Origin of the sequence: Nocardia sp. SYP-A9097, from assembly GCF_009649815.1 — a bacterium.
In the GTDB taxonomy this organism is placed as follows: Bacteria; Actinomycetota; Actinomycetes; order Mycobacteriales; family Mycobacteriaceae; genus Nocardia.
The window spans coordinates 187,575-202,914 of the sequence record NZ_WJIC01000002.1; the positions used below are offsets into that span (position 1 = coordinate 187,575).

17 protein-coding genes and 1 pseudogene are annotated in these 15,340 nt (G+C 63.7%); 7 read left to right on the forward strand and 11 right to left on the reverse strand.

Going from position 1 to position 15,340, the window contains the following annotated elements; all coding sequences use genetic code 11:
• Position 1 precedes the first annotated feature (1 nt).
• The 3 genes from GFY24_RS04555 (at position 2) to GFY24_RS04565 (ending at position 3,708) form a co-directional block, all read left to right on the forward strand.
• A complete protein-coding gene (locus GFY24_RS04555; RefSeq protein WP_153803721.1) occupies positions 2-1,585 on the forward strand; it encodes an NAD(P)/FAD-dependent oxidoreductase in 1,584 nt (527 codons plus the stop codon).
• Positions 1,582-2,415, forward strand: coding sequence for a mycofactocin-coupled SDR family oxidoreductase (locus GFY24_RS04560; RefSeq protein ID WP_153803722.1), 834 nt, complete (start codon positions 1,582-1,584; stop codon positions 2,413-2,415). Before GFY24_RS04555 ends, GFY24_RS04560 begins: the two co-directional genes overlap by 4 nt.
• A gap of 72 nt (positions 2,416-2,487) precedes the next feature.
• Positions 2,488-3,708, forward strand: coding sequence for an acyl-CoA dehydrogenase family protein (locus GFY24_RS04565; RefSeq protein WP_153803723.1), 1,221 nt, complete (start codon positions 2,488-2,490; stop codon positions 3,706-3,708).
• A 9-nt stretch (positions 3,709-3,717) separates the two neighbouring features.
• On the opposite strand, the gene GFY24_RS04570 is transcribed toward GFY24_RS04565, so the two are convergent.
• The 3 genes from GFY24_RS04570 to GFY24_RS04580 all read right to left on the reverse strand — a co-directional run bounded on the left by GFY24_RS04570 (position 3,718) and on the right by GFY24_RS04580 (position 6,179).
• Complete coding sequence (locus GFY24_RS04570; RefSeq protein ID WP_153803724.1) at positions 3,718-4,467, reverse strand: helix-turn-helix domain-containing protein; 750 nt, start codon at positions 4,465-4,467, stop codon at positions 3,718-3,720.
• 201 nt (positions 4,468-4,668) lie between these two features.
• Complete coding sequence (locus tag GFY24_RS04575; RefSeq protein ID WP_153803725.1) at positions 4,669-5,481, reverse strand: SGNH/GDSL hydrolase family protein; 813 nt, start codon at positions 5,479-5,481, stop codon at positions 4,669-4,671.
• Between the two features lie 2 nt (positions 5,482-5,483).
• Positions 5,484-6,179: a hypothetical protein gene (locus GFY24_RS04580; protein WP_153803726.1), complete on the reverse strand. Its 696-nt coding sequence runs from the start codon at positions 6,177-6,179 to the stop codon at positions 5,484-5,486.
• 67 nt (positions 6,180-6,246) lie between these two features.
• Between GFY24_RS04580 and GFY24_RS04585 the strand changes: the two genes are divergently transcribed.
• Complete coding sequence (locus GFY24_RS04585; protein ID WP_309230455.1) at positions 6,247-6,759, forward strand: MarR family winged helix-turn-helix transcriptional regulator; 513 nt, start codon at positions 6,247-6,249, stop codon at positions 6,757-6,759.
• Positions 6,760-6,769: 10 nt separating this feature from the next.
• Here GFY24_RS04585 and GFY24_RS04590 read toward each other — a convergent pair whose 3' ends face one another.
• Together GFY24_RS04590 and GFY24_RS04595 are read right to left on the reverse strand one after the other, a co-directional pair.
• Positions 6,770-7,006 carry a hypothetical protein gene (locus GFY24_RS04590; protein ID WP_153803727.1) on the reverse strand — a complete coding sequence of 79 codons (237 nt, stop codon included), beginning with the start codon at positions 7,004-7,006 and terminating at the stop codon, positions 6,770-6,772.
• Positions 7,007-7,065: 59 nt separating this feature from the next.
• The gene (locus GFY24_RS04595; RefSeq protein ID WP_153803728.1) at positions 7,066-7,398 is read right to left on the reverse strand and encodes a hypothetical protein; all 333 of its coding nucleotides are present in this window, start codon (positions 7,396-7,398) and stop codon (positions 7,066-7,068) included.
• 315 nt (positions 7,399-7,713) lie between these two features.
• Between GFY24_RS04595 and GFY24_RS04600 the strand changes: the two genes are divergently transcribed.
• Positions 7,714-8,436 (forward strand): spermidine synthase, encoded by a 723-nt coding sequence (locus tag GFY24_RS04600; protein ID WP_153803729.1) that lies wholly within the window; start codon positions 7,714-7,716, stop codon positions 8,434-8,436.
• Between the two features lie 159 nt (positions 8,437-8,595).
• Here GFY24_RS04600 and GFY24_RS04605 read toward each other — a convergent pair whose 3' ends face one another.
• Positions 8,596-8,742 carry a hypothetical protein gene (locus GFY24_RS04605; RefSeq protein ID WP_153803730.1) on the reverse strand — a complete coding sequence of 49 codons (147 nt, stop codon included), beginning with the start codon at positions 8,740-8,742 and terminating at the stop codon, positions 8,596-8,598.
• A 324-nt stretch (positions 8,743-9,066) separates the two neighbouring features.
• Here GFY24_RS04605 and GFY24_RS41635 point away from each other — a divergent pair, with 324 nt between their 5' ends.
• The gene (locus GFY24_RS41635; RefSeq protein ID WP_228565996.1) at positions 9,067-9,552 is read left to right on the forward strand and encodes a hypothetical protein; all 486 of its coding nucleotides are present in this window, start codon (positions 9,067-9,069) and stop codon (positions 9,550-9,552) included.
• Between the two features lie 151 nt (positions 9,553-9,703).
• Here GFY24_RS41635 and GFY24_RS04615 read toward each other — a convergent pair whose 3' ends face one another.
• From GFY24_RS04615 to GFY24_RS04625, 3 genes are all read right to left on the reverse strand, one after another.
• Entirely contained in the window at positions 9,704-11,203 is a 1,500-nt protein-coding gene (locus GFY24_RS04615) for an FAD-binding oxidoreductase (protein ID WP_153803731.1), read from the reverse strand.
• A gap of 338 nt (positions 11,204-11,541) precedes the next feature.
• Positions 11,542-11,934 (reverse strand): hypothetical protein, encoded by a 393-nt coding sequence (locus GFY24_RS04620; protein ID WP_153803732.1) that lies wholly within the window; start codon positions 11,932-11,934, stop codon positions 11,542-11,544.
• Between the two features lie 207 nt (positions 11,935-12,141).
• A complete protein-coding gene (locus GFY24_RS04625; RefSeq protein ID WP_228565997.1) occupies positions 12,142-13,587 on the reverse strand; it encodes a DUF1254 domain-containing protein in 1,446 nt (481 codons plus the stop codon).
• A gap of 522 nt (positions 13,588-14,109) precedes the next feature.
• Here GFY24_RS04625 and GFY24_RS04630 point away from each other — a divergent pair.
• Positions 14,110-14,331, forward strand: a complete 222-nt coding sequence (locus GFY24_RS04630) for a DUF397 domain-containing protein (RefSeq protein ID WP_228565998.1) — start codon at positions 14,110-14,112, stop codon at positions 14,329-14,331.
• 85 nt (positions 14,332-14,416) lie between these two features.
• Here the strand turns inward: GFY24_RS04630 and GFY24_RS04635 are convergent, their stop codons facing one another.
• Both GFY24_RS04635 and GFY24_RS43575 read right to left on the reverse strand, forming a co-directional pair.
• Positions 14,417-15,061 (reverse strand): DUF5753 domain-containing protein, encoded by a 645-nt coding sequence (locus tag GFY24_RS04635; RefSeq protein WP_228565999.1) that lies wholly within the window; start codon positions 15,059-15,061, stop codon positions 14,417-14,419.
• Between the two features lie 27 nt (positions 15,062-15,088).
• Positions 15,089-15,337: pseudogene (locus GFY24_RS43575) on the reverse strand (helix-turn-helix domain-containing protein); the annotation flags it as partial.
• Positions 15,338-15,340: the final 3 nt, after the last annotated feature.

Genomic DNA, 15,340 nt, shown 5'->3' on the forward strand with positions numbered 1-15,340 from the left:
GATGGCAAGAGACTATTTCGATGTCGCCATCATCGGGGCCGGACCCGGCGGAATAACCGCCGCCCACTATCTACAGCGCGCGGGCATCACCGATTTCGTGATCTTGGAACGCGCGGACGACTTCGGCGGTAGCTGGCGGGACAATTTCTATCCCGGACTCGCCGTCGATGTTCCGACACTCTTCTATCAATTCCCCTTCGCCCGAAAGCCGGACTGGTCCAGGCTGTTTCCCGACGGGCCGGAAATTCAGCGCTACAACCAGGATGTGGCCGAGCAACTCGGGCTGTACGCCCACTTCCGTGGCGGCAGCGCGGTGGAGCGCGAGGTCTGGGATGCGGCGAACCAGGTCTGGACGCTGGATATCGCTGGGCGGGAACCGATTACGGCTCGCTTCGTCATCAACGCGGTCGGCGGGTACATCAATCCCAAGGCCACCGATCAGATTCCCGGCACCGCGGAGTTCACCGGCACAATGCTACGGCCGAACGCCTGGGATCCCGAATACAGTTGTGCCGGAAAACGTGTCGCGCTGATCGGCACGGGATCCAGTTCGGTGCAGATACTTTCGGCCATCGCGGACGAGGCGCAGCGCGTCGACATCTATCAGCGCACACCCGCCTGGATCCTGCCCAAACCGGATATGAAGCTCTCCGAGCGAGCACATCGGGTGCTGGGGCTGCCCGGCGTGATCGCGGGAATCAACGGCGCGACGCTGGCCATGATGGAGCTGCCGTTACAGCTGATTTGCAATGTGCTACCGAAACTTCCGCGTTCGCTACTCGCGGCGGTGCTGCCGCAGTACGACAAGATTTGGCGGGCGCTGTATGAGGTGCTGCTACGTAAACAGGTGGCCGATCCGGCCGACCGCGCGGCGCTGGTACCCGGCTACGGGATTCTCGCGAAGCGCCCGATTCTCAGCAGTGGTTTCTTCCCGGCGCTGCGGCGGCCGACGGTCTCCCTGATCACCGATCCCATCGAACGCGTCACCGCCGGCGGTATGCGCACCGAGGACGGGACCGAACGCCCGTACGACCTGATCGTCATGGCCACCGGCTACGAACTGTTCACCGATCCCGAGTCGTATCGCACCGGAACGATTGTCGGCGCGGACGGCATGGATTTGGCAGAAGACTACCGGCGCAACGGATTACGCAGTTACGGTGGCAGCGCGCACCCGGGTCTGCCGAACCGCTGGTCACTGGTCGGACCGCACGGTTATGTCGGGATCGCCTGGCACACCTTCATCGATCTGACGGCCCGGCACGCGGTCCGCATCATTACCGAAACCAACCGGCGCGAAGCCACCGTGGCCTCGGTGCGGCCCGCGGCCTTCGAACGCTGGGTGCGTCGAATGCGGCGCAACGAGAAGCTCATTCGCACCTACACCGTCGACTGCAATCCCGGACTCCGCACATATTTCGTCAACTCGCAGGGTGACGCCCTGTACTACCGCCCGCAAACCATAAGCGGCGCTTGGTGGTTCAGCCGGCACTCGCCCTTCAGCGACTACCAATTCAGCAGCGGACGACAAAGCGCACCCGCATCACCGCACACGGATCGACAGGAAATCGAGGCAATCGCATGACCGAAACAACACCCGCCGACAAGCCCCTCACCGGAAAGGTCGCCTATGTGACCGGCGCGGCCCGCGGCCAGGGCCGCTCACACGTCCTGGCATTGGCGCGGGCCGGAGCGGATATCGTCGCCATCGACGCCTGCACGAATACCGAATTCAGCGGCTACCCGATGGCGGAGCCCGAGGACCTCGCCGAAACCGCGCGCCTGGTCAAAGCCGTCGGCGGCAATATCCTCACCAAGCAGGTCGATGTGCGAGACCTGGAGGGTCAGCAGAGTGTGGTGGCCGAGGCCATCGCCCAGTTCGGCCGGCTCGACATCGTGGTCGCCAATGCCGGAGTCTGCAACTGGGGCCGGCTCTGGGAGATCTCCGCGGAACAGTTCGCCGAAACCGTAGATGTCAACCTGACCGGCGTCTGGAACACCATCAAAGCGGCGGTGCCCGCCATGATCGAAGCCGGAAACGGTGGCTCGATCATGACCATCAGCTCCTCAGCGGGCGTCAAGGCCCCGCCCGGCTGCGGCCATTACGCCGCAACCAAATACGGCGTGGTCGGCCTGACCAAATCCCTCGCCATCGAACTCGGCGAATACGGCATCCGGGTCAACACCCTGCTCCCCTACGGCACCAACACACCCCTGGGCAACGACACCTCGATGTACAAGATGTTCGAGGAGTACCCCGCCTACGTCTACAGCTACACCCCGACGCTGCTCAAGACCGAAGGTCTCGTCGAGCCGGAGGAGATCTCGGAGGTGGTGGTCTGGCTCGCGGGCGCGGGCTCCGGAGTCATCACCGGGGCGCAGATTCCGGTCGACAAGGGCTTCCTGGCCCGCTGACCCGTCGAGCAATTTTTAGAACGTGTTCTATATTCGAGGGACCGTTCCGGCGATCCCTCGGGAGTTCACGACATGTACCAGTGGTCCGACGAAGACCTGATGTTCCGCGATGCTGTGCGCGGGTTCATCGAGAAGGAGATCAAGCCTCACGTCGACCAGCTCGAGAGTGGCGCGCTGCCGCCGTTCGACATTATTCGCAAGCTGTACTCGACCTTCGGGTTGGACGAGATGGCGACCGAAGGGCTGGAGAAGGCCCTCGCCCGCGAGGAGGCGGGGACCTCCGGCAAGTCGAGCGGCGGGTACAGCGGGTCGGGCAGCATGGGCGTGATCCTCAATAGCGAACTCGCCGGAGTCAGCCTCGGTTTGGTGACATCGATGGGGGTCAGCCTCGGGCTCACCCCCGGCGCCATTCGCAGCCGCGGCACGCTCGCGCAGAAGAAGCGCTGGCTGCCCGGGCTGGTCACCATGGAGAAGATCGGCGCGTGGGCGATCACCGAACCCGATTCGGGGTCGGACGCTTTCGGCGGGATGAAGTCGTATGTGCGGCGGGACGGCGCGGACTACATCCTCAACGGGCGCAAGACCTTCATCACCAACGGCCCGTACGCGGACGTCACCGTCGTCTACGCCAAGCTCGATGAAGAGGACGGCGCCGACCGCCGCGACCGCAAGGTGCTCACCTTCGTCCTGGACAAGGGCATGCCCGGATTCGTGCAGAGCCCGGCGTTCAAGAAGATGGGCATGAACTCCTCCCCCACCGGCGAGCTGTTCTTCGACAATGTGCGCATTACCCCGGACCGGCTGCTCGGCGAGACCGAGAATCCGACCAAGGGCGACGAAAAGGGAAGCGCCAAAAGCTCTTTCGCGGCCGAGCGGATCGGCATCGCCTCGGTGTCGCTGGGCATCATCAACGAATGCCACCGGCTCTGCGTGGAGTACGCGAAGTCACGCAAGCTGTGGGGCAAGGAGATCGGACAGTTCCAGCTCATCCAGCTCAAGCTGGCCGAGATGGAGATCGCGCGAATCAATGTGCAGAACATGGTGTTCAGCGCGGTCGAGCGCACCGCCGCGGGGCAGCCGGTCTCGCTCGCCGAAGCGTCCGCGATGAAGCTGTACTCCTCGCGTGCCGCCACCGAGGTCGCCATGGAGGCCGTCCAATTGTTCGGCGGCAATGGGTATATGGCCGAGTACAAGGTGGAACAGCTTGCCCGCGATGCCAAGTCGCTGATGATCTACGCGGGCAGCAATGAAATCCAGGTCACGCATATCGCCAAGGGCCTGCTCGGCAAGTAAACGCCGAATTCACCTGCCTTCTCGGACCGGCTCCGCGACGCGGACCGGGACGAGGCGGTAGGTGAGCCACGGGCTGTGCGGCAGATGCGGCTTGTCGATCTTGATGCAGAGCTCGCGGGTCTCGCCGGTGCCCGGGGCGGCGACCCGGATGACCGGTTGCAGCGCCTCATGCAGCGGTGGGTCGCTGGCGTACATGCGCTCGAAGTCCGGATGTGCGCCGCAGCGATCGACAATCTCCGCCAGCTTCGACTCCGACAGCGAGATCGGGCCCATCATGCGCAGGCCGTAGGTGAAGCCGTGCGCCAATCGCTCCCAATCCACCAGTGCTTCCCGAGCGGACGGCTCGGTGAACAGGTACGTGAAAAGGTTCGGCTTCGCGGCTGATTCGGGAAACGCCTCGATCCACGCGGCATTGCCGCCGAGGATGTCACCCTCGGGCAGCATCAGATACGCGGCCGGATACGGCAGATACTCCAGATCCGCCAGCGCATCCGCATCCGGCAGGGCCGCCGTCCGCCCCAGAATGCGATCCAGGGCTCCCGGATAGAGCGCGGCGATAATCCGCTCCCGGTACATGTACGGAATCCCCAAGGCGTCGAACAGCGCACCCGCGAACTCGAGGCTGGGCACCAGCGACCCCGCCTCCACCTTCTCGATCGCGGACTTCGACCAGCCCGTCGTGGTGGCCAACTGCGCCTGCGTCACCCCGAGCGCGTCCCGCCGCGAGCGCACGAATACCGCCAACTGCCCCTTGGACATTCACCTCAACCTTGCTTTGTCGTAAGCGTCACACCGGAAATGGGCCCGAGTCGCACCCCTGGTGCGACAATCCCGCATTGACTTTCTCACGACCCGAAATGAGGCTTTACAGGTCCTGGAACCTGCGTGCCTACCTGCCCATTTCGGTGCTCGTCAGGGGCTGGTGCGTTGGAGGGGAACGCACCAGCCACCAGCGTCGCCTCAGCAGAGGCCGGCGACCACCGCCCGGGTGACCGCGACCTGACCCGCCGGGGTGAGGTGCACCCCGTCCGATTCGAACAACCGATGACCCGCGCCGGGGCGGGTGACTGCGAGGGTGTCGATCACCGGCTCGGGACGCGCTCTCAGCGCCCGCGCCGTCTCCTCGTGATCGGTTGCGCACCAACTGATCCCGGCCTGACGGAACGGCGGGAACGTGGCGATGAGCTGCTCGTCCATATCGGTCGGGGTGAGCCAGACCCAGTGCGCGCCACCGAGTCGCACGCCCTCCTCGTGCAGTAGATCCAGGTTGCGCGCGGTCTCCTCGGCGCTGACCACGCGCGGGCCGTCGAGCCCGAGACGCTGCGCGTCATTGGCCCCGAGTTGGCACAGCACCCAGTCGGGACGGTGGAAACCCAACGCCGCGATGCCTTTCAAAACCTGACTGGTGGTCGCACCCGTCACCGCCAGATTGGTGCAGGTGATGCCATCGCCCGGCCGGCGCAGTTCGAGCAGATGACGCAGGATTTCGAACCAGGACAACCGATCGGCGGTACTGCTCTCGCCGAGCGCGACCACATGCGCGCCGGGTGCGAAGGGCAGGCGATCGACCAGGTTCGCGAACTCGGGCTCGGTCAGCAGATCCGCTGCCGCGGCGCGCGCCTGAGTGACGAAATCCGCTCGTAGAGAACGATATTCGTCGGGTTGCAGGCCGAAGAGGGGCGCGATGTGCGCGTCTTCGATGCCATATAGAAACGGCAACGACAATTCCGGACGCTGGAATCGCGCCAATTTGACGGCCAGTTCGGTGGACATGCTCACTCCCCCAGGTTCTTTCGAGCGGCCAGCAGGAAACCGACCGCGATCAGCCAGGCCATACCGGTGAATCGGGCGATGGGTAGCAGGAATGCGGCGGTGGTGAAGGTCAGCGATGCGGTGGTCCACACGGCGATGAAGGCGATCACCAGACCTGCGGTCAGCAACCACGGCGGGAGCTGGCGGTGCGGGCGGACGCTGAGCACGATGCCGGCGATGAATAGTCCGGTCGCCACTACATTGGCGGGTCCGCCGCACAGGAAGGCGAGGGTGTGCAGGGCGCGGACCAGCGCGGGGTCACCGGTCACCTCCGGAACGGTCAAAACCCAGCTGACCACGCCCGAGCAGAACATGAACGCGGCTGCGAGGGTGCCACCGATGGTGGCGAGCGCGGGGGCGAAACCTTCGGAGACGCGCCGCAACCGGCCGGTGACCGCCGCGACGAACAGGGTCAGGGGAATGGCGCTGGCGAATTGCAGTACCGCGCCGGTGCGGACTGCGGCGGCATGGTCGCGGAAGTAGTCGAGGGCGTCGGCCGCCGACGCGAAGGGTGATGGAAATGGGCTGCCACCTGCGCGAATGGTGCTGATGGCGAGTCCGGCGACGAAGACGGCCGCAGCGGCGGCGGCGAGGATGCCGAGCGGCGGTTCGGGGGCGGTGGGCGGGCGATCGATGTGGGATGCGGCTGGAATGGCCACGGCACTCCGTTCTCAGACGTGAATCGTTCTGTATGGTGAACGATTATCTGCTGTGTACGATAACCCCGTGGCCGAATCGGAGCAAGAGGATCTCGACGGGGCACAGCCGCACCGCCCGATGCGCGCGGTGGCCTTCGGACTCGCCCAACTCGGCGCACACCTCACCCAGCGTTTCACCGAGCGCATCGCCGAAATCGGGCTCACCCCACCAGAAGTCGGCATTCTCCGCATGATCGCCGCCCAACCCGGCCGCAGTCAGCGCTCACTCGCGGCCGAACTGGGCGTCGTCCCCAGCCGCGTCGTAGCCCTCATCGACCCCCTCGACAGCAAGGGCCTCATCGAACGCCGCCGCAGCGCGACCGACCGCCGCAACCACGAACTCCACCTCACCCCCGCGGCAAGCGAACTCCTCGGCCGCATAGCCGCCGTCGCCTTCGCCCACGAAACCGAAACGACCGCAGCACTTTCCGACACGGAATACGAACAATTCGCGAGCCTGCTCACCCGCCTGATCAACGCCCGAGAGCTGACCCCGGGCGTCCATCCGGGCTACCGCGCCGCATCGGAGCCCGGAAAGTAGACCGCTGTCGCTATGACAGGCTCCGGACGGCCCAGGCATCGGCGAACATCTCATGCAGCGGGCGGGGCGGAAGAAGGCACCCGAAAGGTCCGACCACTTCCTTGTCCTCGATGCGGATCAGATACTGCGAGAGTTCTGAAGTCTCCAGCGGCAGATCAGGTTTCGGCTCGGCCTGAATCTCCTTGTGGCGCACCGAATTCCACCCACTCCAGCGGCGCATCAGTTCGACATGCCCGAATTCTCGCAAGGAGCACCGACATCGGCATGCTTCGAAGGGAATGCCTCGGCCGCCGGAGCCATCCGGTGTCAGCCGCAGTTCGTGCCCGACGCGGCATCCTTGATTCCGGCGATGGTGTCCTGCCGCTCCGACTCGGACGTCGTCGCCCATGCGGTCGACTGCTGCATGGTGGCGATCAGCTCCGTAGCTCCCTGCTCCGGGGTCCATCCCGAACCCGAATTCTTCGCTTGATCACGCAACGACGCGAAGAACGCCGCGAACTGCTGGCACGCCTTGGCTCGCGCGGGTGACGCCGCCGCAGCCGAGGTAGACGGCGGCGAAACGGTTTTCACCTCCGAGGAGTTCGAAGCGCACCCGCTGAGCGCGGCAGCGAGCAACAGAGCAATGACAAGCCTGGCCATATCAGAATTTCCCTTGGTCGCACCGGCGGATCAGAGAGGTTGATCACGCCGAATCAGCGTGCGGCACAACAGGAGACCTTTCGTGGCCGCCATGTTTCCAAGCAGTTCCAATGCCCTCGTATCACCGGTTCGGCCGCGGTGATGAATGAAACAGGGATGTGACCAGCGTCGAGTGGCTCCAGCACACCTCTGTTCGGCCGGCAAACGGTCTCAGCAGTAGAACAGGGCAGCGGATGCAAGTGCATGAAGTGCGCCGGGAATCATGTACTGATGAGTAATCGGCCGGCAGGGCCCGGCAAGGCGAGGATGCGACCGGTGCCCGGGCGACGTGAGGTGCGATTCGGCATCGCTGAACTGTCCGTCGATCTAAGCCGGCCGAGTGGCTGGCTGCTGACCGTCAACGGGATTGCCCAGTCGTACGTCGATCTGGACGATCCGACGTATCTCGACCTGGACTACACGCGGTATCTGTCCTACGTGGTCGATTCCTTGGAACCCTCCGACGCACCACTGGATGTGGTGCACATCGGAGGCGGCGGCTGCACATTCCCGCGATACCTGATCGCGGTCAGACCCGGATCCCGGCACCTGGTTATCGAAGCCGACAAACTCTTGGCGAAGTTCGTCGACGAACGGCTGGGCTTGCGCGCGCTGCCGGGAGTCGAGTTGCGGATCGGCGACGGCTTGACCGAAATCGCCACTCTCCCTGCGGCATCCGCGCACCTGGTGGTCGCGGACGCGTATGAAGGATTACGGATGGCGGCGGGAATTACCGGTGCCGAGTTCACCGGCCAGGTAGCCCGGGTACTGCGTCCCGACGGCGTCTACCTGCTCAATCTGGTCGGCACCCGGCACGAGTTGGACGCCGTGTACGAGGTGTTTCCGCACCGGGCACTGCTGGACGGTGACGTGTTCGCCGGTTACACCGGTAACCAGGTGCTGGCGGCCAGTCGTGTTCCCCTCCCGCTCGACGCGCTGCGCCAACGGGTGGAGCAAGCCTGGCCGCCGGCGCGGGTATCGGCGACGACCCTGGAGTGAGACCGGGTCGGTTCAGCTGACGAAGATCGAGACCATCAACCCGGCAGCGATCACCTGACCGGTGCCGTTCTGGCGGGTTCAGCGCGCCGGCATTCGGTTCTGGGCGGCAAGTGATGTAGCAACCCGCGCGGCTGGCGACCCGGAATCAAGCCGATTGGCTTACGGCACAATGATTTCGGTCGAGGCCGGGATATTCGGCCGGTCGGTCCGCAGGGTGAGTTGGACGCGTCCGGACCCGGTATCGGCGAGAACGATCGCAGGTGTCGAGCGCTGACCGGCCGGGATGAAACGGGTCAGGCTCCCCACTTGACCGGTGTCGAGGTTACGCCAATCGACGACCGCGTCCAGGAGGAGGCACCGACAAGCTGGCCAGCATCGGCGAATCAACCAGTGCAGCAGAATAATTCACCCATTTCGATGGCTCATCGGAACAGTGGTGACAGAGGTCGATCACCAGCGCCGACGCCAGTCGCGCCGTCACCCCGTCGCTAGTACGTCGCAAACACTCCAAATGCCGACTAGGCGCTCACGTACGAGTGGCATCCATAACCCTTCGGCCGACCATGGCTCGAGTTCTCGCGCATCAGCTGAACCAGGTCGCGGTCGGGCTGTCAGTGGGTATGAGTATCTTTGCAGCAGTTGGGAATTGAATATCTGGTTGGCGTCGAAGAGAACCGTTTTTGGTCGGGGTTGGCAGCAGAGATGCCGGAGTTCCTATCTCCGGACCATGACGATGAGCAGCTGTGGCAGTCTTCCCGCCAAGACGACGTCGTACTGCTGCACGATGTCCGTACCGGTGGACGAATAGTCTTCACGGGCAACGGAATATCCATTGAGATCTTCGTTGAGTTGCCCTCCGGTGCGGCGGGGAAGTCCCGGCTGATGGCGATGATCGGGTCAGAGCTCAGCGGCCGGACATGGAACACAGGCCGGCGACAAGCGCGAATCTCGACTATCGACAACAAGTTCGGCATCGATGGTGGAGGTGGGGCACAGCCCTACTTCGAGCCTGCCCGGAATCTCTACGCCAAGTACGGCTTTACCCCGTGCGAGCCCTTCCCGCCGTACCGGCCCGATCCCCACTCCGTCTTCATGACCCGCGAGCTGTCACCATAGGCAGTGGTGTAGCGGCGTTTGCCGTCGTCGTCGAGTTCGTCGTACATCTGCCGGGCCAAGGTGACTTGGCGAGGTCCGAGCTTGGGTTGTCGGACCATTCTGCGTGAAAGGCCGAGCCTGACCGGGGCGGGGTCCCGACGGAGACTGTCGATCACTGTGACGCGGGCGGGATGCTCTGCTCGTACTGGAAAACGTTGTGGGGGTCGTACTTCGCCTTGATCCTGCGCAGCTGCTCGAAGTGCTGTCTCCCCCAGTAGGCGGTCTCCCACTCTTGCATTCCGACGTTCGGCACGTTGACGTAGGCGCCGTCCGTGTAGGGCCGTAGCGCCTGGCCGAACTCGGCGGTCCAGGCCTGGGCTTGCGAGGTGAGCGGGTCGCAGACACCCGGTTGTGTTGAACGAGTCCCCCAGACTGCGCCGATCTCGCCATAGAAAAGCGCGTCGCGATGCACGAACGCCGTGCCGCCGCGGGGCTCCCTCTTAATCGCCCCACCGAAGGCATCGACGAAGTAGTTGCTCTCCTCTGTGGGAGCGTTTCGCATGAAGTCGCCGATGATGTCGATCGCCTTCTTCGGGAACAGCTCCTTGACGAACTCCGAGAAGAACTTCGAGTTCGCGGGCTCTTGCGCGAGCGGGGGCTGGGCTCCCGCAAAGATGTCGCCCCAGTTACCGACCTGCACCGTGACATCGGGCGTGCCGACCGACAGGATCGGAGCCAGCATCTCTTTGGCCTGTGCCGCCGACCCCTCCGCGAGCCACGCGGACAGCAGGATCTGGGACTTGTCGATCTCGAGCTCGGATCCGAGACGGTTGTCGGCGAACGGTACCGTACGCTGCCATTCCTCGAAGACCCCGTACAGGTCCCCAAGTCCATCCCATGTCGCCTGCACATAGGCAAGACTGATGAGTGGATACACCTTATAGGTGAGTTGTGTGACGATCCCGAAGTTACCGTTTCCCGCCCCGCGGAGCGCCCAGAGCAGGTCCGAGCAGTGCTGCAAGTCCGCGTTGATCACCTTGACGCAGTCGTGATCCGACGGGACGACGACCTCGGCCGCGATCAGGCTGTCGCAGGCCATGCCGAGCCAGCGGTTGAGGGGCCCGAGGCCACCGCCGAGCGTCGCGCCGGACAAGCCTACGCTGCCCTCACTTCCGGTCGTGACCGCAAGGTTCTGCTTCGCGAGCGCCGTCACCGCTTCCAACTGGTTCAGCCCGGCGCCGACCGTCGCGATACGAGCGCCAGGGTCGATCTGGACCGACTTCAGCCGGCTGACGTCGATCACGATGCCGTTGTCTACGTTCGACCAGCCCTCAAGGGCGTGGCGGCCGCTCCGCACCCGCAGCGCGACGTTGTGCTGCCGCGCCCACGTGAGGGCGTTCATCACGTCCTGGGTTTCCTGTGCGAAGACGATGACCAGCGGATAGTGAGAGAAGAGCTGGTCCCAGCCGAGTCGCGCGTCCGTGTACGACGCGTCGCTGGGGCGGACGATGTGGCCGGTTAGCGTCGCGGGCGGGCATCCCGAGCTTTCACCCGGGTCGCTCCCGTCCGCAATATCCGGCGTGTTTGCGGCCGTATGGCCCGGAACAACGACCGCCCCGACGCCAGCGGCCACCGACGCTCTGAGCACGTCACGGCGAGAAAGATCGCTCAAGGTCCAGATCCTCTCAATCGGGCCACGCCAGTACCCGGCTGCCAAGGGGAACCCCTACCCGCCAGCCGCCGAGCAGTCCTTTGCGGTCGACCCCCGCACGATAACGGGGTGACGTGGCGGTGTTTCTCGACATGCCAATTGAGGACGATGACGACGGCCTGAAGGAGTAATTCAGCGGATCCCGTCATAACCGGTTTGGACAATCGTCGGGGGCCGTGATGCAGCGAAGCTTCTCAAGAAGCATCAACAATACCCGCACCGCGCCGGTCCTGCGGTGAGGGCTTCGTGGAGAATCCGGTCCCGCGATCCACGATCCGATCAGCTGCGGTGATGTCGCTTCAGTGGATGATTCGGCGCAGAAGACGCCCGATTGTGATTCCCATGGTTTGCAATGGCGCCCCGAGTAGACGCGCACAATCCCGCCGCCGAACTGGTTCTGCACAGAACACGAGTACAGCCATTACGGTCAGGCATACGGGAACCGCGATGATCGTCGAAAGCATCAGCCTGCCAAGCGATTCCAGCATCACGAAGTCACCCCAGCCGGGCGCGGCATAGCGGGCGGCGATAGTCGCGGTTATCGCGCATCCCAGCAGTGCACGCGCGGTCCCCAATCGGTCGATCCCAATATCCTTGGGCGCCAGCCGATGCACCGGTTGGAAGTATCTATCAGCCAGACTCCATCCCCGCTTGATCCCATTGATCAGCCATACAATGATCCACTCCAGCACCAGAACCCCCCGAAGGTCCCCTCAAATCTTCCACACATCCATTGGCGCACAACAGAATAGCGCCGTCGGACGACGAATTTCATGCGGCGGATCCCCGGCGACCGCCGCCCCTGACAGCCGCGCCACGCAAGGGCATATCGGCACTGTCGGCTCCGCTCGAAGGGCGGCGGCGCTACCAGCGCACGCTCCAGACGGATCACACCGGGACTAGGCGACCTGCTGCGGCAGTGGAGCTTTCCAGGTCCCGTTGATTGCGGCCTCATCGGGCCAGTAGAGCCGCTCGATCAGGACGAAGGGCCCCTCGGGCGCCGGCAACCAGTTCGATTCCTTGTCCGCTCCGGGCGACTCATGCTGCACGTAGAACGTGTAGCCACCGTCCGCATCCGGCTTCAAATCAGGAAGCATCGGCGAATTGATCAGGTAGCGATTGATCGGGTTGGCAACCAGCAGGCTCTGCGGCATCCGATACATCGTGATGGACCAGAACCCCTTGACCGGCGGCAACTGCCCCGGGGCGAACCGATAGACGTATTTGTTCGCTCCGTCCAGCGTCGCGCCCGACGAATCCTGGCGGAAAATCGGATACATCGCCTCGGCATTGTCGTTGCCGTAGATTCCGTTTACCGCACCGGCCATCCGGTACAGGTAGTTACTTCCTAGAATCTGGCGACTACCGAAAAGCTGAGCCGAGGTGACATCACCCTTGTCGATCTTCGTCTGCAGCGGATTGTATTCGTTCCAGGCGTCCGTAAGTCCGTCCTGGAAAGCCTGCTGCTGATCCACGGGCAGCGCACTGATGTCGAACTTCTCGCCGGTTCCGATTCCGATCGAAGCAAACTTCGCACGGAGTTCCTTCTCCGAATCCTGCACCGGCACATACTGCAGCACGAAATCAAGAGTGTCGAAGAACTTCGTCGAACTCTTCTGCTCCTGAGGGTTCTGCGGAACCGGGAAATCGATCGCGGCCGGTGCGGCAGGCGCCGGCTTACCCAGGAACTGCGACAGCGGTTCCACCGTATAGCCGGCCTGAATCGCCTTCACGTTATCGATATCGCTCGGACCGAACAATTGGGTCCGGTACAACGCGAGTACGAAATCGGTTTCGGACTGCAGCACCTCGTCCACCCCAGCGGGCTTGTCGCCCTTCCAGTTCGGTCCCGCCAGCAGATACTTCCCCGCCTTGTTGCCCGTGGTACGGCTGCCTACGTAGGCCATGTTGTAGGTGTAGGCGTCGATGAACTGGACCGAGTAGTACCGATTACTCTCGACCTCCGGCACGGTCAGCACCAGCGGCTCCGCGCGAAGATCCGCGCCCAGCGTTGAATACGGAGTATCCGAGTTGGGGGTCTGGACGGCCGTGTCCTCGGGGGTGGCAACATGAGCATCGGAGTGCAGGACATTCCAGGGACTGCGGAACTGTGAACTCTGCTTGTCCTGGAAGTACGAATACTGGATCCGATAATTGTCCACCATCGGATAGCCGTAGATGTACGCCTGCTTCGCGATATCGTGAATCTCTGCGGCGCTTACCACGTGCGTATCCTTCGCGTTCTTGTCATTCGATTCTTTGCTGCCACTGCAGCCGGACAGCGTCACGACGAGCGCTGCCATGACGATGACGGACGACATCCACTTTCGTTCGATTGCCAGCATATTCAGAGCCTCGCACAGCGAGGGCGGAAGGCTCGGCAATTCGGCTGACCCACTTCAGGGCAACCACTCGTCAGAGTGGATCACACCGACCAGTGTCGATACTGGCCAGTGGTCCAGCACCCTCTCAGCTATCCAATATTTCGGTGTTATCGACGCGCCGTATATCTGGGTGACCATTTGTGTCCACATTCCGACGCCCGGATCAGCCACCCTGGACTGGTGCTGGCCAGGTTAACGAACCTTGCTTGCCGTCGCCGTCATCAACTTGGGTTGGTGACGGCGACGTTGTCGTGTTGGCGCTTGCTCCCGCTGCGCTACCAACAGCGGGGTGGTGGCTACGCCAGCACGGCTTTTTGTCGGTGGGTCGCCGTAGTGTTGCGCTCATGAGCATTTCGATGCGCCGACGTGCAGGACCGGATGAATTCGGTTGCGCGGCTGGTGGTTCGGATAGCACTGTGTTGGTCGTAGGCGATGCACGAGAGGGTCATGGGGAGTGACCCTCCGGGGGAAGGAATGAATGCCATGAACTGCAAGATGATTCGCGGGGAGCGCCGCGGCCCGAGGTTCGCCAAGAGTAGCTTCAGCTATGGTGGCGGCGATTGTGTCGAGGTCGCGTACGACGAAGGCCGGATCGCGGTGCGTGATTCAAAGGATCGGCACAGCCCGATACTGTGGTTCACGAAATCCGAGTGGCGAGCGTTCACGTCAGGTGTGCGGGCCGGCGAATTCGATTTCGGTGACTGACGGGGCCCGGTGGTGTCGCAGCGAATTCGCTGCGACACCACCACCCCCAGGTGCGGCCGACCCCTCGACGGCCGCTGGAAACAGGTCAATTGGTTGCGATGCGGTGGATTTCGTCCCGGAGTTCGGCGAGGAATACGCGGGCATCGTTGTCGGACAAGGCCATTCGAGTCAAAGCCACCCAGCGGCGGCGATGGGCGTCGACAAGTTCGGGGCCGCGGGTAACCATGCTTCCCGGGATCGGTTCCGCTGAGGCGACCGCGTGGTCTTCGTTCTCGTAGATGACGAAACCGTGCGGGATAGTGGTGCTCGCCTCGACATCCTGCGGAATCACCCCGATGCTGACCGTATCGAGGGTCTCGATCGAGATGATCCGGTCCAGTTGGGCGAGCAGCACACGATGCGGGCCCGGCCGAAAACGCAGGGCCGCTTCGGTTATCAGGAATTCGAAACGCTTCGCGGGGTCGTACAGCACACGCTGGCGCTCCAGGCGCGCGGCGAGCGCGGCCGCCAGAGCTTCGGGCGCGTAGGGCGGATCGAACGTGGCGAACACCCGGCGGGCGTAGTCGGCGGTCTGGAGCAGACCCGGCACCAGTGCGGGCTGGAAGTTCAGCACCACCTGCGCGTCCTCCTCGAATGCCCGTACGTCGTCCTGCAAATGCGCGCGGTCCGCGAGTGAGGACGCCCAGTCGCGCACCTCGGGTGAGTGCGCCGCTTCAGTGAGAGTGCGCAACGAATCCTGACAATCCGCGTCTGCCCCAACCTCTTTGGCCCAACTAAGCACCTGAGGTAGAGGGGGCACCACGTTGCCGGCTTCAATCCGAGACAACGTCGACTGGCTGATTCCGACTCGCTTGGCCAGCTCCCGGCCGGAGATTCCAGCCAGGTCCCGCAACCGACGCAGCTCCGCAGCCAACTGCTGACGCGGGCGCGACTGGCGCGCAACAGCATTCGCGGCGACTACCGCCGCCGCTGCCGCACCCTCTGCCGGTTGATTCACTGAAACCATGAT